Source organism: Austwickia sp., from assembly GCA_016699675.1.
In the GTDB taxonomy this organism is placed as follows: Bacteria; Actinomycetota; Actinomycetes; order Actinomycetales; family Dermatophilaceae; genus Austwickia.
Genome location: CP064985.1, coordinates 965556 through 989097 on the forward strand (window position 1 = coordinate 965556; position 23542 = coordinate 989097).

The window sequence follows — 23542 nt, forward strand, 5'->3', positions numbered from 1 at the left end:
CACGGGGACACGTCAGGGCCGGGTGCGGACGCCGCGCGGCCGGGTCGCGCTCCCCCAGGCCCGGGCGGTCACCACGCCCGACGTACCGCGGGCCCGCGCCGTCGCCCACACCCGCCAGGCGCGCGGCGCGACGCCGCCCCCGTCGGCCGCCAGCCCCCCGCCGGCCGCGCCGCCGTCGCTCACGGAGCGCCAGAACAGCCGCGCCCGGGCCAGGTCCGCGGCCGCCGCATCGGGGAGCCGGCCCGCCGACTCCCGCCAGGCCAGGAACCGGTAGCCGTCGGCGAAGCCGCCCAGCGGCAGCCCGCCGGCGGCGCGATGCTCGGCGGCCCACGCCGCGAACAGGTCGGCCGCGGTGCCCCGCTGCGCCTGTTCGGAGCCCCGCCCGGAGGTCTGCACGGCAGTCTGCGCGGCGGTCTGCGCCGTGGCCTGGCCGATCACGTCGGCGGTCGCGACGGGCCAGTGCCGCCGCACGGCGGCCCACCGCTTGCGGACCAGGGTGCGCGCCGTGCGGGCGACCCCCACCGGATCGAATCCGTCCGGCGTGGGCGTCCCTCGCACCAGGGCGCCGACGAGTTCGGCCTGGCGGGCGGCGAGGCGGTGCCCCGGAACGGGACCGGGGATAGACCCAGACCCGGACCCGCCGTCTCGCGCGGGCGGCGCCTCGCCCTCGGTGGTCGGAAGCGTGGCCGCCCGCGGGGGTGCGACGGCACGCCGTACGGCGTCGAGTTCGGCCGCGAGGACGTGTGGGAAGGGATAGTCGCCGTCGCGTTCGAGGAGGACCGGTACGCCGGGGGCGCGGCGCGCCAGCTCCGCCGCGAGGTCGAGGACCTCGGGCACGATCGGGTGGGTGTGCGTATCGAGGTAGACGCCGTCGTGCCACACGCCACCAGCGATGTGGCAGTATGCGATCCGCTCCAGCGGATAGGCCGCCATCTCGGCGGCGGGGTCGCGGCCGGTGTTCACGGCGTTGGCGTAGACGTTCGCGATGTCGAGGACCAGCCGGCAGCCGGTGGCGTCCAGGCACTCGGTGACGAACTGGGCGTCGGTCAGCTCGTCGTCGGGCCAGCTCAGGAGGGTGGCCGGCATCTCCAGCGCCAGCGGGACGGGCAGCTCGGCCCGGACCCGCGCCACATTGCGGGCGATGACCGCGACGCCCTCGCGGGTGCGGGGGCAGGGCAGCAGGTGCCCCGCCTCCAGGCCGCCGCCGCGCACGAAGGCCAGGTGCTCGCTGACCAGCGGGCTGCCGAGCGCGCTCGCGATCCGAGCGAGCACGTCGACCGGCCCCAGATCGGCCGGGTCCGCCGATCCCAGCGACAGGCCCACGCCGTGCGGAACGACGGGGACACCGCGCGCGACGTACGCCGCGAGCTCGGCCCGCGCGGAGCCGTGGCTTGGGACGGGGGAGCCGTGGCTTGGGACGGCGGAGCCGTGACCCGCCACCCCCGAGCCGTCCGACCCGGCGAACTCGCAGGCCACGCTCTCGGCGACCACCTCGACGAACCCGAGGTTCGGCAGGGCCGCGACCAGCGGCGCGATCTCCGGCCGCCAGCCGAGCCCGACGCCGCAGAGCCCGACGCCGGCCGGCGCGTCGGCGCTCATCCCCCGCAGCCACCCCCACCGCCGCAGCCGCCGCCACCGCCGGATGACCCGCCCCCGCAGGACGACCCGCCGCCGCACGAACTGCTCCCGCAGGACGACGAGCTGCCGCCCCAGAAGCCCGAGCTGGAGCCGCCGGCCGCCAGCAGCGGCCCGTACGGGTCCAGCACCGCCAGCCCCGGCGCGTGCGCGGCGAGGACGCCGGCGCCGAGCAGGGCCACGGTCATGACGGCCATCCGCGGGCCGCCCGCCAGCAAAGATCCCTGCGCGCGGGGGTCGTAGCTGCGGTAGTCCTGCCGCAGGGAGTCGATCGCCGCCCGACCCGGGGCCGTGAGCGCATAGGCCTTCGGCCGGGCGACGATCATCGCCACCGCGACAAACGGGGTGATCAGGACGAGCGGGATCAGAAACCCCCGCGGCGACCCGGCCACGGACGTGGCGAGCCGGAGCACCCCGACCAGCCACCAGACCCAGGCCGCCGCGATGACCGGGCCGAGCCGCGCCCCGGCCAGGGCCGCCGGCGCGATCAGGTAGCCGTGCCGCGCGAGCCGCTCCCGGCTCGTCTCGGCCTCCGCGGTGGCGACCGCGAGCGAGTCGACGTCACGCACCGCGAGGTGCGGGCTCTCCCCGCGGGCCTGCTGGCCGGCCATCAGGTCGTAGGCGCCCACCACGGCCGCCGGTCGGTAGGACGCCGGGGGCCGGGCCCGGGTGAGGTGGCCGTCGGCGTCGAGGGCGCCGTTCGCGAACAGCTCGGCCAGGATGACGTCGCGCAGGGGACGGGTGCCGCCCTGGGCGGCCGCGATGTCCCAGGAGCTCAGATCCCGTGGGGCGCAGCCGAGTTGGCCGTGCCGGACGGCGCGCCGGCGCACGACGTACGTCGTGATGATGGCGACCCACACGAGCAGGTAGCCGAGCAGGAAGACCCCGGACGGGATGCCCCAGGTGTCCGCCGCGGGCAGGGCGGCGGGCGTGACGGCAGGCCGGGCCGCCGACAGATCCGCAGGCAGCAGGGCTGGAAGATACGCCAGGTGTGGCATGGTCGCGGTCACCTTTCCCCGAGTACGCGCTCAGGGGGAAGCGTGACACGGCCACCCGGCCGCGCTAAAGCCTTGCCGTGCTGCTCAGTCGCCCCGCTGCTCAGGGGCTTCGGTGCTCAGGGGCTTCGGCGCTCAGCCGAGCCCCTGCTGGGTGAGCCACTCCTTGGCGACCGCGGCGGCGTCCTTCTTGTCGAGGTCGACCTTCCCGACGAGCCCGCGCAGCTGGTCGGTCGTGAGCTTGGCCGACACCGCGTTGAGCGACTGGGTCACGGCGTCGGAGACAGCCTTGCGGGCGACAAGTGGTACGACGTTCTGGGTGCCGAACAGCCGCTTGTCGTCGTCGAGCACCACGAAGTTGTTGGCGGTGATCGCCGGGTCGGTGGTGAAGATGTTGGCCGCCTGGATCTGGCCGTTCTTGAGGGCCTGGACGGCGGCCTGCCCGGTGAGCGGGGTGCGGACCTGCTGGAACGTGATCCCGTACGTCTTGGCCAGCCCGGGGACACCCTGCGGCCGGGACTTGAACTCGTCGGGGGCCCCCAGCACCATCTGCCCCGCCTTCCCGGCCAGGTCGGTCATCGTCTTCAGGCCCAGCTTGTCGGCCGTCTCCTTCGTGACCGTGATCGAGTCCTTGTCCTCGGCGGCCGACTTCTCCAGCACGGTGAGGTCGGCGGGCAGCAGGGACTTCAGGGCGTCGTAGGTCTTCGTGGGGTCGTTCTCGGCGAAGTCCTTGTTGTAGAACCGGGCCAGGGCGCCGGTGTATTCGGGGATGACCTGGATGGAGCCGTCCTGCATGCCCTTCATGTATGCCTCGCGCGAGCCGATCCGCAGCTTGGTCGAGGCGTTGACGCCCTTGGCCTTGAGCGCCCCGGCGTACAGCTCGGCGAGCAGCGCCGACTCGGTGAAGTCGGCCGAGCCCACCAGCACCGTGCCGCCGCCCGGCGCCCCGGATCCCCCCGAACCCCCCGAACTGGCCGACCCCGAGGCGCCGGACGCGCCGGAACTCGTCGAGAGCGGGTTGTTGGAGCCGCCGCCGCAGGCGGCGAGGCCGAGGGCGAGGGCGGCGCAGGCGAGCATGGACAGGGGCAGGGCCGGGCGGGCGGTCATGACGCTCTCGTTTCTGTCGGGGCGGTGCGGTCGCTGGACGCTGTGCTGTTCGGTGCTTCGGGGACGGCCCGCCGGCTCCGGCGCGCGGCGCCGCCGAGCCCGGGCGAGACCACTGCGCGGGTCAGCCCGGCCAGGGCCAGGTCGAGCAGCAGGGCGAGGGTGGCCACCAGGAGCGCGCCGCCGGCGACCATCGGGTAGTCGCCGATGTTGAGCCCCTCGGAGAGGTAGGCGCCGAGGCCGCCGAGGGAGATGTACGCCGCGATCGTGGCCGTCCCGATGACCTGCAGGGTCGCGCTGCGCACGCCGGAGAGCAGCAGCGGCAGGGCGCACGGCAGCTCGACGCCGAGCAGCACCTGCCGCCCGGTCATCCCCATCCCCTTCGCGGCGTCGCGCGCGGCGGGGTCGACGGCCTCCACCCCCGCGTACGTGCCCGCCAGCAGCGGCGGCATCGCCAGCAAGACGAGCACGACCAGCCCGGGCACAAGAAACGCGGTGGACCCGCGCAGGTGCGGGCCGAGGTAGAGGGCGGTGGCGAAGAGCAGGCCGAGGCTGGGGATGGCCCGTACGGCGTTCGTCGACGAGACCAGCCACTTCGCCCGGCCGGTGTGCCCGATCCAGAGGCCCACCGGGAGGGCGACGAGCGCCGCGATCGCCAGGGCCAGCGCGGAGTAGGCGAGGTGCTCGCCCAGCCGGGTCGGGATCCCGTACGGGCCGGACCACTGGGCCGGGTCGGTCAGCCAGGCCCAGACCTGGCCGATCACGAGGCGGCCCCGGCGGCGGTGTGGGCGGGGGCGGCGCTCGGCCGACCGGCCCGCGTCCACGGCGTGAGCAGCCTCGACAGCACCACGATGACCAGGTCGAACGCCAGCGCCAGCAGCACGCAGCAGACGATGCCGACGAGCAGCTCCTCGCCGTAGAACCGCTGGTAGCCATCGGTGAGCAGCGACCCGAGCTGCGCGACGCCGATGAGCGAGGCCACCGAGACGATGCTGACGTTGCTGACCGCCGCGACCCGCAGGCCGGCCGCGATGACCGGGATCGCGAGCGGCAGGTCGACGGCGAGGAGGCGCCGCAGCCCGCCGTACCCCATCGCCGTCGCCGCCGCGACCGTCTCCGCGGGCACGGAGGCGAGCCCGTCGGCCACGGACCGCACGAGCAGCGCGATCGTGTAGATCGTCATGGCGACCAGGACGTTGACGGGGTCCAGGATCTTCGTGCCGAGCACCAACGGGATGAGCACGAACAGCGCGAGGCTGGGGATCGTGTAGAGCAGCCCGGTGCCGGTGAGCAGCGCCGGGCGCCACCAGCCGCCCCGCTGCGCGAGCCAGCCGAGCGGGAGGGCGAGGAGCAGCCCGATGAGGAGGGGCAGGCCGGCCAGGTACGCGTGTTGGACCGCGAGCTGACCCACCGCCCCGGCGTGCTCCAGGAACCAGGTCATGGCGCCGCCCCCGGGTCGCTCGCGCCCGCGGGCCCGCGCGGGGAGTCCATGGCGGCGACCAGGTCGGCGACCCGGACGGTGCCGACCAGGGCGCCGAAGTCGTCCACGACCACCCCGCGGCGCGACGGCGAGGACAGGGCCGCGTCGAGGTAGGTCCGCAGCGGGCCGCCGAGCGTGGCGACGGTCCCGCCGAGGTCCAGGTCCTCGTGCCGCTCGGGGGCGCGGGTGCGGTCGGTCCGGGTCCAGCCGAGCGGACGGCGTACGTCGTCGACGACGAGCACCCACCCGTCCTCGCCGGACCCGGCCGTGGGCTCGCCGAGGCGGACCGGCCGCTCCGGGGCCGGCGCGATCACCCCCGGCGCCGGCACGAAGCCCAGCGCCCGGTAGCCGCGGTCGCGGCCGACGAAGCCGGCGACGAAGTCGTCCGCCGGGCTGGCCAGCAGCGTCGCGGGGTCGGCGAGCTGAGCGAGGCGCCCGCCCACCCGCAGCACCGCCACCTGGTCCCCCAGGCGGATGGCCTCGTCGATGTCGTGGGTGACGAAGAGGATCGTCTTGCGGAGCTGCTGCTGCAGCGCGAGCAGGTCGGCCTGCAGCTGGTCGCGGACCACCGGGTCGACCGCGCTGAACGGCTCGTCCATGAGCAGCACCGGGGGGTCGGCGGCCAACGCGCGCGCCACCCCCACCCGCTGCTGTTGCCCCCCCGAGAGCTGCCCGGGGTAGCGCCGGGCCAGCGATGAGTCCAGGCCCACGCGGTCGAGCAGCTCCCGGGCCCGGTCGCGCGCCGTCGCCTTCGGCGTGCCCAGGAGGAGCGGCACGGTCATGACGTTGCGTTCCACCGTGAGGTGCGGGAACAGGCCGCCGTGTTGGATGACGTAGCCGATGCCGCGGCGCAGCCGCGCCGCGTCCATCGTCGCGGTGTCCTGATCGCCGACGGTGATGCGGCCGGCGCTCGGGGTGACCATCCGGTTGACCATCCGCAGCGAGGTGGTCTTGCCGCAGCCCGACGGGCCCACCAGCACCGTGATCCGGCCCTCGGGCGCCGTCATCGTGAGGCCGTCGACGGCGGGCGGGCCGGAGCCGTACCGCTTGGTGACCTCGTCAAACCGGATCATGCGGACACGCTATCCGCGGGCGCCGACAACGGCGCGTCGAGCGTGACGGATGATCGCGGCGCGTCGGGCGCCGCCGTACGCCTTACAGCTGCCGCACGATCCGCGCGGGATTGCCCACGGCGACGACCCCGGCGGGCAGGTCCTTGGTCACGACCGCGCCCGAGCCGACCACCGTGTCGTCGCCGATGCTTACTCCAGGCAGCACGATGACGCCCCCGCCGAGCCACACGTTGTCGCCGATGGTGATGGGCGTCGCGGCCTCCCATTTGGCGCGCCGCGGGCCGGGTTCGAGCGGGTGCCACGCGGTGAGGAGCTGCACGTTGGGCGCGATCTGGCAGTCGGCGCCGATCGTGATCCGCGCGGCGTCGAGGGCCACCAGGTGGTAGTTGACGAAGGTCCTCGCGCCGATGGACAGGTTCCGCCCGTAGTCGAGCAGAATCGGCGGCCGCACCACGACCCCGTCCCCGCAGTGGCCGAGCATCCGGCGCAGCAGGTCCGCACGCAGGTCGCCTTGCCGCGCCGAGGTCGCGTTGTACTGCTCCTGCAGGTCCATGCAGCGCAGGTGTGCCTCGGCGAGTTCGGGGTCGTCCGCGACGTAGAGCTCGCCCGCGTCCATCCGCTCGCGCATCGACCGCCGGTCGGTTGCCTCGTTCATCGGCCCAGCCAAGCACACGACGTACGGCGTGCGGGGCCCCGCGCGAGACGCGAAGGCTAGCGTGCAGCGGTGGCTTACCCCCGCGAGAAGCTGGCCTCCCGCTATCGCAGCATGGCCCTCCTGGAGCCCCTCAACGTCGGCGTGGTCGCGGCGCTTTTCCCGATCTTCGGCTGGCCCCTGACCGCCGCCAATGTGCTGGGTTTCGTCGCGGTGGCGGCGTTGCTCCTGGTCGGCGGCGCCTATTGGGCCGCGAAGTGGGAACAGCTCCGCGAAAGAACCGAACTGCCGCGCGGGCTGGGCTTCTTCGCGGGGGTCCAGTGGCCCTGCCTCGCGTTGGTGCTGGCGGCCGTCGCGGTCTCCGTGGCGGCGGGACCGGGGCAGGTCGAAGCGCTCGGCGGGGGTCGCCTGGCGGGCTGGCTGCCGGGAGCGGGCCTTGCCGCATTGGCCGTGGCCGAGCAGGTGAACTACTTCCACGTGCAGCTGAGCCACGACAACCGCTATGACCTGGAACGGCTGTTCCGCGCCGGCTTCCGCCGCGCCAAGCTGGCGCGCGATCTGCGGGCCTGGCGACAGCAGCGTTCCGAGGCGGCCGGCTGAACCGAACGGGCTCCGAAACCGATCGCGCGAATTTCGGCCGATCTGACCGAGTCACTTCCCGGATGCCCTGGACGAATGGTTGAATTCACTTGTCAGGTGGGTGAATTTCGGGGGTGCACCACGGCGTCGTACCTCTCCCCCTGTGCGGCGCGCGGCGGGCGCCCCGACCCCCTTCCGGGGCGCCCGCTCTCCCGAACGGACAACGTCCCGTGTGTCTAGCCCGCGATCAGCTCGGGCCCAGCGGCGTGCGATGGAAGTTCTCGTGCGCCCGGCTCGCCGTCGGACCGCGTTGCCCCTGGTAGTGACTGCCGGGCCGCCCGCTGCCGTAGGGGTGTTCGGCGGGCGAGCTGAGCCGGAAGAAGCAGAGCTGCCCGATCTTCATGCCGGGCCACAGCTTGATCGGCAGCGTCGCGACGTTGGACAGCTCGAGCGTCACGTGGCCGGTGAAGCCCGGATCGACGAATCCGGCGGTCGCGTGGGTGAGCAGGCCGAGGCGGCCGAGGCTCGACTTGCCCTCGACGCGGGCTGCGACGTCGTCGGGGAGGGTGACCTGCTCGTACGTCGAGCCGAGCACGAACTCGCCCGGGTGCAGCACGAACGCCTCGGCGGCGTCGACCTCGACCAGGCGGGTCAGCTCGGGCTGGGGCTCGGCGGGGTCGATGTAGGGGTACTTGTGGTTGTCGAACAGCCGGAAGTACCGGTCCAGCCGCACGTCCACGCTGGAGGGCTGGATCATCGCCTCGTCGTACGGGCTCAGCCCCACCCGTCCCGACTCGATCAGGTGGCGCAGGTCGCGATCGGAGAGCAGCACGCAGCCAACGTACGGCACCCGACCCCCTCCCCCGGCCTACCCCACGAACGTGTACGTCGTGGTGCCGCGCGTGATCTGCGCGCCGGCGTCGGCGTTGGCGACGACCTCGATCTCGATGGTGCGGCCGAGCGAGACGGGCACGTCGCAGGCGAGCTTGGGCTCGTTCTGTTGGCGCAGCACGGGCTTGCCGCGGACGCCGCCGGTGATGTCGGTGACGACGACGGAGTACGTCGTGCTCGGTGGCGCCGCGTCGGGCCGCTCCCAATGGACGGTGATGGTGCCGGCCCCGCCGGTCAGCAGGTGAGGCGTCGGCGCGGCCATGGCGCGGGGGGCGCCGAAGTACTGCATCCACCCGGTCGGGTAGGCCAGCTCGAAGCCGGGTTTGGCGACGGCCCTCAGGTGCACCATGGTCTGGCCCTGGACGGGGTGGAATCCGTACCCGACGGTGGCCCATCCGGCCGTGTCGGAGACCGGTTCGGTGACGTCGCCGATGATCGCCTGATAGGTGACCTGGTCGTCGCCGGGGACGGTGAAGCCCCGCGACGGGCCGCGAACGTTCCAGAACACCGGCCCCGGCACGTCGGTGAGGCAGCGCGGGCCGACGGGGGCGAGGTAGTCGATCATCACCGGCTGGGCGACGCCGTCGGCGAGAGCCCGGTACGGCTTGGGGGCCCCGCTCGGGGTCCGATCCTCCGCCCGGAAGACGTAGCGACCCTGGGCGATCGGGCGGGTCTGGCCGTCGATGTCGATGGCGAGCGCGGGCAGGGCGGCGCCGGGAGTGGCGGTCCGGTACTGCAGCACCGGGTCCGCCCCGCACTGGCGGCTCTCGTGGAAGCCGCCGACGCGTACGCCGTGGGGCGCGGCACTCGGCGGCGCTGGCGACGTGGGTTGCTTCGCTGCGACGGGCGCGGCCGGTCTCGCGGGGGCGGGGGCTGCGTGGGCCGGGGGCGCGGATGACGGTACGTCGGATGGGGCCTGGGGATTCGGCTCGGCCGGCGGAGATTGGTCGGACTGTGGGGCTGTGGTGGTGGTCGAGGTCGACGGCGTGGCCTGATCCGTCGAGGCGTTCGAGGCGCTGCCGGCTGCGGTCGTGGCCGACGACGCCGCTGGCGCGGCGGCCGTCGCCGACGAGCCGGCCGAGCCGCTGGCTCCGCTGCAGCCCGCGAGCGCGACGGCGGCGGTGGTGAGGAACGTCAGGGCGATCACGGGGCGCGCGGGCCTGGCACGCGCGGTGGAGAGGAACACGGCAACCCCCTGGTGCGGCCGTGGTCGGCCGGAGACATTGGGTCGAACGACCTAATACTTCTCATACGCCCGGCGGCCGGGCCACGTTGCACCCGAACGGATCACGATGGCGTCACGGCCACCGAGCAGCCGCCGGGCCGTCGATGGGGCCGGCGACGGGCCGCGCGTCGGCTGATCCGACAAGGGCGTGGCGACGGTTTCAACGCAGCGCTCGCGCTGGGCTAGAGTGGTCCAAGCCTCGTCGGCGGGGGCCGTCCACACCGGCCCGCCACCCCGCCAGATCTGTGCAGAACTGCAGGTCAGAGGCTGCGCGAGTGTAGCTCAATGGTAGAGCGCCAGCTTCCCAAGCTGGACACGCGGGTTCGATTCCCGTCACTCGCTCTGGGATGGCACGAGCTACGAACGCCGCAGGTTCCCCACCCGCCACAGGCGGTCTACCTGCGGCGTTCGTCATTCCCCCGAACTTCCGGGCGGGCTGCGCACGGGGGATCCCGGTCAGGGCCGCAACTCCCCAGCGAGCGAGTCGGCCGGTCCCGTCAGTGCAGCCGGCCGGCGCCGGCCTGCGGGAGGAGGAGCTCGATCGTCGTACCGCCCCAGTCGTTGCGGCGGGCCGTGATGGTCCCGCCGTGGCGGGTCACGATGTCGCGGCAGAGCGCGAGCCCCAGGCCGGTGCCCTCCTCGACGGAGGCGCCCCGGACGGTGCGGCCGAACGGGGCGAACATCGCCTCCGCGTCGCTGTCCTCCATCCCGATCCCCTTGTCCTCGACCAGGATCCGTACCCAGCCGGTGGGCGCGTCGGCGCCGATGCGGACCCGGACGAAGGCGGGCTCATCGCGGCGCGCATACTTTACGGCGTTGCCGATGACGTTGGCGAACACCTGGCGCAGCAAGGCCTCGTCGGCGCGCACCCAAGACGCCTCGGGCAGCTCGATCGTCGGGCCCCCGCCCGGCCCGCCGTACAGCGCGGCGACGGCACCCACGACCTCGGCGACGTTGACGTCCTCAAGGCGCAGCACGCCCTCGCGGCCGACGGCGTACGCCAGGTAGTCCTCAATTACCTGACGCATCCGGCGGCTGGCGGCGCGCGCCAGCAGCGCGGACTCCAGGGCGCCACCGGGCTCTTCCCACTGCATGGCCGCGGCGTCGAGCCACAGCGAGGCCGCGCCCAACGGGTTGCGGAGGTCGTGGGCGACCACGGCAGCGAACGCCTCCAGCTCGCGGCGGCGCGCCCGGGCGACGGTCTCGTCGGTCAGCACCACGAGGACGGCCGCCGCCCCGCCGGCGGGGATCTCCTGGGCGGTGGCCTGCAGGCTTCGCAGCTCACCGCGCTCGTCTCGGGTCGCCAGGGGCACCCGGACCGGCGCCTTGCCGGGCGCCTCCAGCGCGGTGATCTCCCCGGCGCGCAGCTGGCGGCCGCCGTCGCCGAGGAGCCGGTAGTGCGCGACCCACCCGGCGCCCTCCCCCGTCTCCGCCACGACGCCGCCGGCCGGCGGGCGTAGCATGGCGCGCGCCGCCGCGTTGGCGAGCAGCACCGCGCCTTCCCGGTCCGCGAGGAGCACCCCGTCCGCCATCGCCGAGATCATCGCGTCGAGGACGGCGTTCTGGGCGGCCGCCACCCGCCGGGAGTTCTCCACGCCGTCGTCGAGGACGCCCTGATGATGCCGGACGAGGACCAGCGTCATCGCGAACATCAGCGCCGCCAGCGCGGTGACGTTCAGGGCCGCCGGGCGGATGAGCCCGTCCTCGGCCGACCACCCGGGGAAGGCGTGCGGCGTCACCCACACCAGCACCCCCAGCGCCGAGGCCGCGAACGACCCCCAGCGGGGCGCCATCGACAGCCCGATGGCGAGCGCCGGGACCAGCGGCAGCCACATGAGCGGCAGCCACATGAGCGGCAGCCCCGGATTGAGCCCGGCGACGAGGAGACCGACCAGACTCACCGGCAGCCAGACCCCGGCGATCCAGGGCCGGGTCTGGCTCGGGTCCTCCCGCAGCGGATGGGCCCACGCCAGGCCGATCACGCCGCCGATCATGACGCGGGTGGACCACCCAGCGGCGTACCACAACAGCAGCTCCGGCCCCCGTTCCAGCGGCCCCTCCGGACCGATGCCCCACCACGCGTCGGCCGCGGTCAGGATCCCCGCGAGGATCGTCAGACCCGCAACCGCGAGGAGCTGGCGCGGTCGTTCGGGGAACCACTGCGTCGGGCTGACCCAGCGACGGTACGCCGCGAGCAGGCCCGTCACGGCGCCCAACTCGATCGCGCCCCAGCCCGCGGCGCGCCACCACCCGACGTCGAGAAGGCCACCCGTGATGACGAAGAGGGCCCACAGCCCGGCCAGCTTGGCCGCGAACGGTCGCCAGGAGGCCCCGCCGCCCTGCCCCTGACCCGGCCAGATCAGCGTGAGCAGGACGACCGTCGACCCCGGGACGGGCCAGCCCCACACGACGCGGACGGGTTGCTCGGCGGCGACGAATCCCAGCACCAGGCACACGACGTACACGGCGGTGACCAGGACGGCGAGCTGAGCGGCGGACCAACCGAACACGCGCCCGCGCACGATCATGACGCCGCCCCCGCCGCCGGGAGCGTGAAGACGACGCTCGCCCGGCCCGGCGCGGCCGCCGCGGCGTCGAACGTGCCGCCGTGTCGCGCGACGGCGGCACGGCACAACGACACCGCAAGCCCGTCGCCCCCTGCGGGACCAGCCGCGAGGGCGGCGGGACCAGCCGCGAGGGCGGCGGGACCAGCCGCGGGAGCGGCGGCGGCACCAGCAGCGGGACCAGCGGCACCACAGGATCCCGGCGACGGCCCCGCACCCGAGGCGGCGGTCCCCTCGGCAACCAGGACGACCTGCACCCACCGCGCGTCGATGCGCCGGCTCCGGACCGAGACCCGCGGCGCCGGCGTCGGCGCCAGGCCGGCCACCAGCACCGCGAGGGCGTTCGCGAACAGCTGCGTGACCAGGTGAGCGTCGACCAGGACCAGGTGGGGGGTGTCGGTTGCGAGCACCACGTCCCCCTCCTCGACATGCGCCGCGGCCAGGGCCCCCGTCACCTGCCGCAGGTCGACGACCTGATCCGTCGGGCCGTCCGCGCGGGCGACGGCGCGCACCAGGTAGTCCTCGATCGAGCGGCGCATCCCGGCCACGGCCTCCTGTGCGCGTTCGACCAGCTCGGGCGCCTCAGCCGCCGAGCCGACGGGGTCCGCGGCCGCCGCGACCACCGCGTCGATGCGCCGATCCAGCGTGGTCAGCGGTTCGGTGAGGTCGCCGGCCACCGAGGTGGCGAACCATTCGAGCCGGCGAAACCGCGCGTGCTCCACGGTGATGTCGCGCACCAACAACACGGTTCGCGGACCGTCCGGGGTCTCGACCGACTGGGCGGTGGCCAGGTGCCGGCGCTCCCCCGAGGGGTCGAGGCGCACGATCTCGCCGTGCACCGGCCGCGGCCCCGGCGGGGCCAGCAGCCGGTCGACCTCGGCCTGGTCGGGGTCCTGGCCGGTTCGATTCCGCAGGCCCAGCCGATGCAGCCAGGGCAAGGTCACCCGCGGCGGGACGTCGCCGTACAGCCGGTGGGCGGCCGCATTGGCCAGCAGCACCGTGCCGTCCCTCTCGGTGAGCGCCACGGCGTCGCGCATCGATGCCAGCACGGCGGCCAGCATCGCCTCGCGGGTCTGCTCCGCGGCGGCCCGGTCGCGCAGGACGCCGGCCAGCACCGCCGTACGTTCCCGCGACACGACGATGACGATCGCCATCACGCTGAGGAAGCCCAACACCAGGTCGACGACCGCCTCGGGCGCGACGAGCTGACCGGGCGGGGGGTCGGCGTAGTCCGCGTACGGCGTGACGGCCCACCACACCGCCAGGACGAGCATCGAGAACGCGCAGGACCGCATCCGCAGCAGGCTGCCCGCCAGCACGGCCGGGACGACGAACACCCAGTCCACCGGGTAGGCCGGCACCAGGTCGGGGGCCTGCACGCAGAACACCGCCACGAGCACGAGGACCGGCCACCACGCGCGCGGCAGCGGCGGCAGCACCTCCCGGTCGCGGCGAAAGCACAGGGGGATGAGGCTGTTCGCGGTGACGACGGAGAGCGAGAAACTGCCACGACGCGTTCCACAGGTCGAGGCGCGCGTCGCCGGTGCCCCCCAGCGGGGTGGGCGGGAACGCCCCCAGCAGGAGGCTACCCAGCGCGCCCCCCGCGGCGGCCAGGGTCATCGCCAGCACGTCCCCGACGCGCTGCGGCAACCACGGGCGGCCCGGTCGCGGCAGCCGGTAGAGACCCGCCACGGTGCCCGCGCTCGCGGCGTTGGCGAGCGCCAGCCAGGCGAGTTCCGGCGCGCTGCCGGTCTCGAGGAGCACGGCGCAGACCACGAACGCCAGCCCGATGGCCACCGAGGTGACCACGCCGCGCCAGAACGGCCGGTACGCCGCGGGTCGCGCGCGTGACCCCATCGTCCACCTCCCCGCTCGCCGGGGCGTCAGCTCAGTCTGCTCTGCGCCGGCGCCCTCGGTGCCGTCCTTCATCGGACGAGGGTGCGGCCCTGCGGGAGGGTGAACTCGAAACTCGCGCCGCCCCACTCGTTGCGGTAGGCCGAGATCTTCCCCTGGTGCCGTTCGACGATGGACCGGCAGAGGGCCAACCCCAGGCCGGTGCCGTCGCCGGTGGCGGAGCCGTGGGCCGTCCGGGAGAACTGCGCGAAGATCGTCTCCGCCTCGCTCGGGTCGATGCCGATGCCGCGGTCGGCGACGGTGATCCGGAGCCAACCCGTCCCGCGGTCGGGCGCGGCGGAGACCCGGATCCATGGTGGCTCGCCCGGCTTGGCGTACTTCACCGCGTTGCCGATGAGGTTGCCGACGAGGCGCCGCAACAGCGTCGCGTCCGCCCGGACCGAGGCCTCGGCCGCCACCTCGACGACCGCCCCGCCCGCCTCGTACACGCTGGCCACCTCCCGGACGACGTCGCCGAGGTCGACGTCGCGCGGATGCAGCAGGCCCGACCTCGTCGTGGTGTAGGCCAGGCAATCGTCGATGGTGTCGGCCATCCGCTTGCTCGCCAACCGCGCGCGACGCAGGGCGAACCGGCCCGCATCGATGTCGTCGAGCGCGTCGCTCTCAGCGGTGTCCATCCAGATGGCGATGGCCGAGAGCGGGCCCTTCAGGTCGTGGGCCACGTCGCCGGCGAAGGCTTCCAGCTCGCGGTGGCGGCGGTGCTCGGCGGTGCTGTCCGCCAGAACGACGAGCGTCATCGCCTCCTCCTGGCCCGGCAGGGCCCGGGCCGAAATCGTGTAGAACCGCTCGCCCGCCTGAGGGTCCGTGCTGCGGACGGTCACCCGGACCGTGTCGTCGGGGTGCGGGGCCAGCAGGCGCTGCACCTCCGGCTCGCTCAGCGACGTGCCGTCGCGGCGGGCGACGCCGGCGGCGCGCACCCACGGCACGCCGTCGTCGGCGGGCCCGCTGAGCGTCCCCAGCATGGCGCGCGAGGCCGGGTTGGCCATGACCACGTCGCCGGAGCGACCGGTGAGCACGACGCTGTCGCTCATCGACCCGATGACGGCGTCCACCAACGCGCTGTGCGCCGCCTCCTCGTGGGCGGCGTCGGCCACCTGGTCGAACAGCCGGGCCAGCCCCTCGCGTTCCGCCGCGATGGCCGTCACCAGCGCGACGCACATGACGTACAGCAGGCTTTGCAGGGCGTTGTCGACCGTGGGCCCGTAGAGCTGGCCGGGGTGGGCGAACGACGTGATGGCCCCGAGGCCGATGGGGATCGACATCGCCGCCGCGACCGCGGCCCGCAGCGGCAGCGTGACCCCGATCCACAGGGCCGGGATCAGGAGCATCCACTCCAGCGGGTAGCGGGGATACAGCGCGGGCAGGACCAGGCACGCCGCCCCGACGAGGACGCCCGCCGGGATCGTCTCGCGCAACTGCACCCGGCTGAACTGGCGCACCGGCTGCAGCAGGGCGAAGGTGACGATGCTCGCCTCGAGCACCCGGCCGTACGCCAGGCACGCCCACCACGCGCCCTTCAGCACGTCGTCGGAGCCGCTGATCCCCGAGCCCGGCAGGCCGCCGGCGAGCACGACGAGGAAGGCGTACGTCGCGCTCCACCCCAGGAACGCCCGCCCCTGCCGGTGGGTCGTGGGGAACCACTCGGTGCCGGGGCAGGACCGGCGGTAGAGCGCCAGGAAGGCCACGGCCAGCGGCACGAACACCCCGCCGGCGCGCAGCGCCGCCCGCGGGTCGCCGCCGCAGCGGGCGGAGATCGCGACGTACCCCGCCAGCAGCAGCACCGCGACCACCGCGATCTGGGCGCGGTCGCGCCGTTGCCAGACCGGTCGGGACGGCCACGTCAGGCAGAGGATCGCGATGGCGACCCCCGGGCTGACCGAGAACAACCCGTTGCGCTGATGCTGCGCGTAGACGAACGCCGACGCCGCGGTGGTCACGGCGAAGATGACGACGGCGAACATGAGCGGGATGGCGCGGCCCATTCCGAAGGGGCGCCGCTCCGGCGGCTTGATCGCCCGGCCGGCGAACGGGTCGGGGGCCGCCGCGGCGACCGCCCGGGGCTGCCTCCGGATCATGGGAGCGCCTGCTCGGGGGCGGCCAGCGGCAGGGTGAAACGGACCGTCGCGCCGCCCCACGCGTTCAGCTCGGTGCCGATGTGCCCGCCGTGCCGGGCGACGATCGCGCGGCAGATCGTGAGGTTCGGGGTCGGCGAGGAGGATCCGGGGTCGGCCTGGCCGTCGCCCTCCCACCACGCCCCCGCGCCGCGGTCCGCGATCGAGACCTCGGCCCAGCCGGGCGCCTCGTCCATGCTGCGGACCACGACGTACGGCGACCGGCCCGGCGGGTGGTTGCGGACCCCGGCACCGATGACGTTCGCGAAGAGTTGGCGCGTCAGCGCGGCATCGGCGTGGACCGTGTGCTCGACCTCGACCTCGACGTCGAACTCGGCGCCCGCGGTCCCGGCCGCGTACGCCGCGCAGATCTCCCGGACCACATCCGCGAGGCGCACGTCGGTGAGGGTGAGCGCGCCACCGCGGCCGACGGCCTGACTGAGGTACTCATCGATCAGCCCGCGCATCCGGTCGATCGCGTCCTGGGCCTGCGTCATCGCGTAATGGCCCGCCTCCGCCTGGTCGCCCGCCAGCTCGTCGTCCGCCGTGTCCATCCAGGTCGCCAGCGCCACGAGCGGCGCCTTCAGGTCCCCCGCGACCCGGCCCGCGAAGTCCTCCAGAACCCGCGCCTGCTCGTGCGCGGCCGTGACGTCCTTGAACAGCCACAGGGTGAATCCGTCCTGGCCGACGAGGAGGTCTTGGGTGGTCACGGCGAGCCGCCGTACGCCGGCGCCGGCGGGCCCATCGGAGGCCTGCGGCCCAGCCGGCGCTGCCGGGCCTGCCGGCACGACCAGCGCGCTGCGGCTCACGCCGCCGGCGCGCGGGCGCACCAGCCGGGCGAACTCGCGCGCGCCGAGGATGCGCTCCACGTCCGCCGTCTGCAGGTTGACCTGCCGGGCCCAGGCGAGCGAGACGATCTCGGGCGGCCCCTGGCCGAGCAGACCGGTCAGGGCCGCGTTGCTCAGCAACACCCGCCCGCGGTCGTCGGTGAGAAGCAGCCCGTCGGACATCGCGTCGAGGACGGCGTCGCGCACCTCGCGGTGGGCCCGCGAGGAGCCAGCCAACGCACGGTAGGTGGTCACGAGGTGGGCGCCCCACTCCCGGAACACGACCATCATCATCGTGAGGTCGGACATCAGCGCCAGGACCATGTCGACGCCGACGGCCGGGTGCAGCACGCCCAGCAACGGCTCGAGGACGTATTCGGGGTAGGGGACGCCGATTGCCGCCACGCAGATGACCAGGACCGTGAGGGCGGCGGCCCGCCGGGTCATCAGCGCGCCGGCCACGACGGCGGGGATGACCCCGACCCAGGAGACCGGCAGGTCGGGCCACTGGTACGTCGCCCACAGACAGGCCACCGTGAACACGGCGTACGGTCCCCACCAGCTCTTGCGAAGCGGCGGCAGGAGCTGGCTGCCGGCGCGGAAGAAGACCGGGAGCAGGCAGTTCACCGCGGTGGTCAGGATGACGACCTGCCGAATGATGGACCAGACGTGGTCGCCGAGCGGGGGATCGGTGGCGGCGCCGAGGTAGGGGAAGCCGCCGAGGATCTCGGTCACCACCGCCGGCAGCGCCGCCGCGGTCCACAGCCACAGCAGTTCGGACAGGTCGCGCGGCACCCAGGACCGCTGGGGGTCGCGGCGGTAGAGCCACACCCCGATCGCGGCGCCCAGGGCGTTGGTCGCCGCCATCCAGGTGAGCCGGCCCAGACCGTATCCGGCCGCGAGCCCGCCCACGACGTACATCGCGGTCATGCTGCCCAACGCCCGCCACAGCGTCGGCGACCTGCGTCCCAGCGGCCCGAAGATCGCCAGGGTGAGGAAGATCGCGGCCTGGTACATCCAACACGCGGAGAGCATCTCCGGGAAGCCCACGTAGGTCAGCCCGAAGTAGGTGCCCCAACCGCAGGTGATCAGGCTGAAGAGGACGTGGCCGCGGGGGGTGAGAACGGGTACGGCGGACTCTCCGGGCCGTTCGCCGAGGGACCCCGCCGTCCCGCCCGCGGTGCCCCCGATGGCGCGCCGTAGCGCCGCCGCCGAGTCCATGCCTGCCACCTCCCCCGTTCGATTTCACATCGGCTGACGAGGGGGCGCGCTGAGGGCCGGGGGCAAGGCGATACGGGGTTGTCATTCGTGACGAACGGCCGGCGTCCTCCCGACGATGGACGGGCGTCCTGCGCCCTGCGGCCGGGTCCGTTCCCCGTAGCGTGACCTGGAAGGGCTGGCCAGCCCACGCGAGAGAGGAACTGTCATGCAGGCCGAGCGCATCACCGACGTCATCTGCTACCACATGGAGGGCCCGTGCTGGTGGCCGCAGTGGGGCGGGCTTCGGTTCGTCGACATGCTGGCCGGTGAGGTCGTGCAGCTGGACGGCGAGGGGCACCTGAGCCGCCGTCGGGTGGGGCGGGTCGCCGCGTGCGTGCGCCCGCGGGAGCACGGCGGCAGCGCGCGCGGCATGGTCGTCGCGACCGAGCGCGGCTTCACCCTCCTCGACGCCGACGACATCGTCACCGACCTGCCGGACGTCTCGGACGACCCGGCGCTGCGCATGAACGAGGGCGGCTGCGCCCCGGACGGAAGCTTCTACGCCGGGCAGATGGCGTACGAGAAGACCCCCGGCGCGGCGTCGATGTATCGGCTCTCCGTCGACCACCACGCCGAGCGCGTCTTCGGCGACCTCACGATCAGCAACGGCCTCGACTGGACCGCCGACGGCGCGCTGGCCTACTACAACGACACGGCCACCGGGCGCATCGACGTGTTCGACTGGTCCGCGGAGGGCGGCCTCGTCAACCGGCGGCCGTTCGCCACGATTCCGGACGGCGGCCGACCCGACGGGCTCACCGTGGACGCCGAGGGCGGGGTGTGGACCGCCATCGCGAACGGCGGCCGGGTCGAGCACTACCTGCCGGATGGCACGCTGGCGGACGTGATCGAGGTCGGGGCGAAGAAGGTCACCGCCTGCACGTTCGGGGGCGAGAACCTCGACGAGCTGTACATCACCACCTCGCGGGAAAACCTCGCCGACGGCGAGGACCCCCAGGCTGGTTCGCTGTTCCGGGTGGTGCCGGGCGGCCGCGGGAAGCTCCCGTTCGCGTACGCCGGGTGACGCCCGGGCCGAACGGAGGGCATAGCGAGGGGCCCCGGCGCGCAGCCGGGGCCCCCTCCCTCATCGAGCGAACCGCCACCCCCCGCGGCGGCCGCTCGGACGTCGTGCGGGTCCTACACCGACAGGACCTCGGCCTCCAGCCGGGCCAGGCCACGAAGCCAGGTCGTCAGCTCGTCGGCCTCCACGGCGTACGCCGCGTCGGACCAGATGCCGCCACCCTCCTGGGCGCGCGGCTCGTCCCGGACGGCGGCCAACAGGCGCACCCGAGCGGGCTCTCGCGTCGGCATCCCCGGCCATGGGGTTGCTGCTACGGACATGTCAATCTCCCCCGAGATCAAGGGCGACCCGGTCCCTGTGCCGAGCGCCTACGGGTGTTGTTTCGGCTGGTCCGCGGCCTGTCTGAGGAAAATTGGTCGACCGTCTAACTCCCCCGTAACCTGCCCCGTCCAATAGCCCTGCGGCTCAGCCGCGCACCGACTTGCTGCGCTTGACGGCGGCCCGGAGCAGGGCCTCGTACTGCTCCCGGATCCGGCGATGCTCCGCGGCCTCGCGCTCCACCAGGACGCCGTACGTGAACGTGTCCTCCCCCGCCGCGCGCGCCTCGCCACACGCGCGCTGGATGGTCTCGATCGCGACGACGCCGTCCTGGTAGTCGCCCAGCGCCTCCTGCAGCTTCGTCCACGCCGGGGCGGCGCCCTTCACGCCGAGGACCGGAGTCACGGCCTCGTCGGCGTACCGCGCCGCCTTCGCCCGCTTGCGCACGTCGTGGATGATCTCGTCGCGCTCGGCCGGCTCGGCGGCCTTGGCCTTCTGAGCGGTGCGCACCACGGCGGCGGCGGCCTTGCCGGACAGGCGCGCCACCACGTCGGGGGCGGGGGCGTGGGCGAGCTCGCCGAGGTACGGCGGCCGAATCACCGCCTCGGTCAGTTCGCTGAGCAGGCGTTCGTAGCGGCGCGAGTCCAAGCCCGCGACGAGGCGGGCGCGGCTCGCGTCGTGGTCGGCCCGCAGCATGCCGAGGAGGCGGTCGCGGACGGGGCCGACGACGTACGCCGGGTCCACGTCGTCAATCAGCGGCTCCAGCCGGGCGAGGAGGACCTCGGCGTCGCGCGGACCACCGAGCAGGTCGGCGAGCCAGGACAGCTCGCCGCGCAGGTGCTCCGCGACCGACCCGTCGAACAGGTCCCGGAAGGTCTTGAGGGCGCTGCGGGCGCGCCGGGTCGCCACCCGGGACTTGTGCACCGCGTCGGGGGCGTCCTCGCGCACCGCCGGCTCGAGGGCCTGCAGCACGCCGAGCTGCGCCGCCAGGTAGTCCATCACCACATCGCCGGCGGTGGCGGACGCGCCGGTGGCGGTGGTCGTGCCGCTCCCCTTCGCGCCGGCCTTGCCGCCCCCGGCCACGCTGGTACGCCGAGCGAGCGGCTCCGCGAGCGCCCGGCCGAGCTTGGACGGCGCGCTGCTGGCGACCAGGCGGCTGCGCAGCAGGGCCTCGGTCAGCGCCCCCAGATCCTCGGTCGTGCCGGCCGGGCCGAGTTCCAGCTCGACCTCGCGCCAGCGGACGATCCGCTCGCCATTGCCGGCATCGAGCAGCACGGTCGCCTCGACGGTGTCGTCGACCACCTCGGCGACGAGCGCGCCGTTCTCGTCGAGCAGTTCGCGACGGGCCCGGCGGGTGCGCAGGAGGCAGACGGGCACCAGCGCCGCCGTACCGATGACGTCCGCAACCATCGCCCGCAACGCGGGCGGCACCTTGACCGCGGAGCCGAGCGGCTCGTGCACCTCGGTGCGGGTGTCCGCGGACTTCGGCAGCTTGAGGTGCCAGCCGGCGTCGATGCCGCCGACCCGGCGGCGCAGCGTGCGCTTGGCGCGCAGGAGCTGCAGGTGCGGCGTGTCGAGGTAGGTCGCGGTCTGGACGAACCGCTTCGGGCCCTCGACGCGCGCGACGGCCTCGACGCCGGCCAAGGAGGGGCACGCCCAGCGGCGCGGCACCTCGAATTTACGTTCGATCTCCTCGGAATTCGCCGCCATGGCCGTCATTCTCCCCCACCCTGCGGCCTTTCTCACAGGTGATCGAGGGTTGTTCGGGGACCACACCGGACATGCTGGGAGCGGACGAGGCCTCGTCGGTGATCGTCGCGGTGAACTCGCTCACACGGGCGCTCCACCTCTTGCCCGCCGATCCCCCGCCCGTCATAGTCAGTTGTTACCGACGAGTAAAGGCGCCGGGGGCAGCCCTGCCCGCGCCAAGGGAGGAACTGGTCTCCAGATGGGTCACTACAAGAGCAACCTGCGCGATCTCGAGTTCAACCTCTTCGAGGTGCTCGACCGGGGCAGCGTCCTCGGCCAGGGGCCGTACGAGGATGTCGACGTCGACACCGCGCGCGAGATCCTGCGCGAGGTCGCCCGGCTGTCCGAGAACGAGCTGGCCGACAGCTTCTTCGACGCCGACCGCAACCCGCCGGTGTTCGACCCGGTGGAGAGCACGGTGACGATCCCCGAGTCGTTCAAGAAGTCCTACAAGGCCTACCAGGACGCCGGCTGGGGGATGCTCTCGGTCCCCGGCGAGCTCGGCGGCACCGTTGTCCCGCCGTCGCTGATGTGGGCGGCCTCGGAGATGGTGCTGGGCTCGAACCCGGCGATCTACATGTACTCCGCCGGCTACGGCTTCGCCCGCATCCTCTTCGAGATCGGCAACGAGGAGCAGCGGAAGATCGCCGGCCACATGGTCGAGAACCACTGGGGCTGCACGATGGTGCTGACCGAGCCGGACGCCGGCTCCGACTTCGGCGCCGGCCGCACCAAGGCCATCCAGCAGCCCGACGGGACCTGGCACATCGAGGGCGTCAAGCGGTTCATCACCTCGGCCGAGCACGACATGATGGACAACATCATTCACCTGGTGTTGGCCCGCCCCGAGGGTGCGGCGCCCGGCACCAAGGGCCTGTCGCTGTTCGTCGTCCCGAAGTTCATGGTCGACCCCGAGACCGGCGCGCTCGGCGAGCGCAACGGCGCCTACGTCACCAACGTCGAGCACAAGATGGGCCTCAAGGTCTCCTCGACCTGCGAGCTGCGCTTCGGCGAGAAGCACCCGGCGATCGGCACCCTGGTGGGCGACGTGCACGACGGCACCGCGCAGATGTTCCGGGTCATCGAGAACGCCCGGATGATGGTCGGCACCAAGGCGATCGCGACGCTGTCCACGGGGTATCTGAACGCGCTCGACTACGCCAAGCAGCGCATCCAGGGCGCCGACCTCACCCAGATGACCGACAAGTCCGCGCCGCGGGTGAGCATCATCCACCACCCCGACGTACGCCGGTCGCTCATGCTGCAGAAGGCGTACGCCGAGGGCCTGCGGGCGCTCGTGCTGTTCACGGCGCTGCAGCAGGACAAGGTGGACCAGTACCGGCTCGCCCACGACGGCGCCGAGCCCGAGAAGGGATCGCCGGAGCACCTGACCGCGCGGATCAACGACCTGCTGTTGCCGCTGGTCAAGGGCTGTGGCTCGGAGCGGGCGTGGGTGCTGCTGGGGACGGAGTCGCTGCAGACGTACGGCGGGTCCGGGTTCCTGCAGGACTACCCGGTGGAGCAGTACGTGCGGGACGCCAAGATCGACACCCTCTACGAGGGCACCACCGCGATCCAGGGCCAGGACTTCTTCTTCCGCAAGATCGTCCGGGACCAGGGTCAGGCGCTGCAGGCGCTGGCCGCCGAGATGACGGTCACGGTGAAGGGCCCGGGCGAGGGCGCCGACGACCCGCTGGCTGCGGAGCGCAAGCTGCTCGGCAAGGCCATCGAAGACCTGCAGGGCATCATCGCCTGGTTGATCGGGGCGGCCATGCAGTCCAACCCGAAGATGGCCGGCGAGAACGCCGACGTCCGCAACCTCTACAAGGTCGGCCAGAACACGACCCGGCTGCTCATGGCCGCCGGCGACGCGATCATCGGCTGGCTGCTGCTGCGGCAGGCCGAGGTGGCCAGCGAGAAGCTGACGGCGGGAGCGAGCGGCGCCGACGCGGACTTCTACACGGGCAAGGTCGCGGCGGCGAAGTTCTTCGCCCACCAGGTGCTCCCGCGGCTGAGCGCGGAGCGGGCGATGGCGGAGGCGACCGACAACGCCCTGATGGACGTGCCGGAGAGCGCCTTCTAGGCGCTTCGTCCGGCGCCGTGCCGGGACGTGCGACCTGAGCACACGTCCCTGCGCCGTGGCA

At 73.6% G+C, this 23542-nt stretch carries 18 protein-coding genes and 1 tRNA gene; 4 read left to right on the forward strand and 15 right to left on the reverse strand.

All coding sequences use genetic code 11. From position 1 onward, the window contains the following. Positions 1–12: 12 nt before the first annotated feature. The 7 genes from IPK37_04520 to IPK37_04550 form a co-directional block, all read right to left on the reverse strand. On the reverse strand, positions 13–1599 hold the full coding sequence (locus tag IPK37_04520; GenBank protein QQS02668.1) for a DUF692 domain-containing protein: 1587 nt from the start codon (positions 1597–1599) through the stop codon (positions 13–15). Continuing rightward, positions 1596–2633, reverse strand: coding sequence for a TIGR04222 domain-containing membrane protein (locus tag IPK37_04525; GenBank protein ID QQS01691.1), 1038 nt, complete (start codon positions 2631–2633; stop codon positions 1596–1598). The genes IPK37_04520 and IPK37_04525 overlap by 4 nt, the downstream gene beginning before the upstream one ends. A gap of 132 nt (positions 2634–2765) precedes the next feature. Further along, positions 2766–3737 (reverse strand): ABC transporter substrate-binding protein, encoded by a 972-nt coding sequence (locus IPK37_04530; protein QQS01692.1) that lies wholly within the window; start codon positions 3735–3737, stop codon positions 2766–2768. Then, the gene (locus tag IPK37_04535) at positions 3734–4498 is read right to left on the reverse strand and encodes an ABC transporter permease subunit (GenBank protein ID QQS01693.1); all 765 of its coding nucleotides are present in this window, start codon (positions 4496–4498) and stop codon (positions 3734–3736) included. Before IPK37_04535 ends, IPK37_04530 begins: the two co-directional genes overlap by 4 nt. Continuing rightward, entirely contained in the window at positions 4495–5175 is a 681-nt protein-coding gene (locus tag IPK37_04540) for an ABC transporter permease subunit (GenBank protein ID QQS01694.1), read from the reverse strand. Before IPK37_04540 ends, IPK37_04535 begins: the two co-directional genes overlap by 4 nt. Next, positions 5172–6287 carry an ATP-binding cassette domain-containing protein gene (locus IPK37_04545; protein ID QQS01695.1) on the reverse strand — a complete coding sequence of 372 codons (1116 nt, stop codon included), beginning with the start codon at positions 6285–6287 and terminating at the stop codon, positions 5172–5174. Before IPK37_04545 ends, IPK37_04540 begins: the two co-directional genes overlap by 4 nt. 82 nt (positions 6288–6369) lie before the next feature. Beyond that, complete coding sequence (locus IPK37_04550; GenBank protein QQS01696.1) at positions 6370–6942, reverse strand: sugar O-acetyltransferase; 573 nt, start codon at positions 6940–6942, stop codon at positions 6370–6372. A gap of 111 nt (positions 6943–7053) precedes the next feature. Here IPK37_04550 and IPK37_04555 point away from each other — a divergent pair, with 111 nt between their 5' ends. Continuing rightward, positions 7054–7539 carry a hypothetical protein gene (locus IPK37_04555; GenBank protein QQS02669.1) on the forward strand — a complete coding sequence of 162 codons (486 nt, stop codon included), beginning with the start codon at positions 7054–7056 and terminating at the stop codon, positions 7537–7539. Positions 7540–7765: 226 nt separating this feature from the next. Here the strand turns inward: IPK37_04555 and IPK37_04560 are convergent, their stop codons facing one another. Both IPK37_04560 and IPK37_04565 read right to left on the reverse strand, forming a co-directional pair. After that, the gene (locus tag IPK37_04560) at positions 7766–8350 is read right to left on the reverse strand and encodes a dCTP deaminase (protein QQS01697.1); all 585 of its coding nucleotides are present in this window, start codon (positions 8348–8350) and stop codon (positions 7766–7768) included. Between the two features lie 36 nt (positions 8351–8386). Continuing rightward, positions 8387–9151 (reverse strand): hypothetical protein, encoded by a 765-nt coding sequence (locus IPK37_04565; protein ID QQS01698.1) that lies wholly within the window; start codon positions 9149–9151, stop codon positions 8387–8389. A gap of 754 nt (positions 9152–9905) precedes the next feature. Between IPK37_04565 and IPK37_04570 the strand changes: the two genes are divergently transcribed. Further along, a tRNA-Gly gene (locus IPK37_04570) sits at positions 9906–9976 on the forward strand. A 155-nt stretch (positions 9977–10131) separates the two neighbouring features. On the opposite strand, the gene IPK37_04575 is transcribed toward IPK37_04570, so the two are convergent. The 4 genes from IPK37_04575 to IPK37_04590 all read right to left on the reverse strand — a co-directional run bounded on the left by IPK37_04575 (position 10132) and on the right by IPK37_04590 (position 18271). Continuing rightward, positions 10132–12144: a hypothetical protein gene (locus IPK37_04575; protein QQS01699.1), complete on the reverse strand. Its 2013-nt coding sequence runs from the start codon at positions 12142–12144 to the stop codon at positions 10132–10134. 14 nt (positions 12145–12158) lie between these two features. Further along, entirely contained in the window at positions 12159–13637 is a 1479-nt protein-coding gene (locus IPK37_04580) for a hypothetical protein (protein QQS01700.1), read from the reverse strand. Between the two features lie 486 nt (positions 13638–14123). Continuing rightward, positions 14124–16187 carry a HAMP domain-containing histidine kinase gene (locus tag IPK37_04585; protein ID QQS01701.1) on the reverse strand — a complete coding sequence of 688 codons (2064 nt, stop codon included), beginning with the start codon at positions 16185–16187 and terminating at the stop codon, positions 14124–14126. Beyond that, the gene (locus IPK37_04590) at positions 16184–18271 is read right to left on the reverse strand and encodes a PAS domain-containing sensor histidine kinase (protein ID QQS01702.1); all 2088 of its coding nucleotides are present in this window, start codon (positions 18269–18271) and stop codon (positions 16184–16186) included. Before IPK37_04590 ends, IPK37_04585 begins: the two co-directional genes overlap by 4 nt. Before the next feature lie 205 nt (positions 18272–18476). Between IPK37_04590 and IPK37_04595 the strand changes: the two genes are divergently transcribed. Then, positions 18477–19334 (forward strand): SMP-30/gluconolactonase/LRE family protein, encoded by an 858-nt coding sequence (locus tag IPK37_04595; protein QQS01703.1) that lies wholly within the window; start codon positions 18477–18479, stop codon positions 19332–19334. A gap of 113 nt (positions 19335–19447) precedes the next feature. Here the strand turns inward: IPK37_04595 and IPK37_04600 are convergent, their stop codons facing one another. Together IPK37_04600 and IPK37_04605 are read right to left on the reverse strand one after the other, a co-directional pair. Further along, positions 19448–19651: a hypothetical protein gene (locus IPK37_04600; GenBank protein ID QQS01704.1), complete on the reverse strand. Its 204-nt coding sequence runs from the start codon at positions 19649–19651 to the stop codon at positions 19448–19450. Between the two features lie 145 nt (positions 19652–19796). Continuing rightward, on the reverse strand, positions 19797–21359 hold the full coding sequence (locus IPK37_04605) for a CYTH and CHAD domain-containing protein (protein QQS01705.1): 1563 nt from the start codon (positions 21357–21359) through the stop codon (positions 19797–19799). A 238-nt stretch (positions 21360–21597) separates the two neighbouring features. Between IPK37_04605 and IPK37_04610 the strand changes: the two genes are divergently transcribed. After that, positions 21598–23481 (forward strand): acyl-CoA dehydrogenase, encoded by a 1884-nt coding sequence (locus tag IPK37_04610; GenBank protein QQS01706.1) that lies wholly within the window; start codon positions 21598–21600, stop codon positions 23479–23481. Positions 23482–23542: the final 61 nt, after the last annotated feature.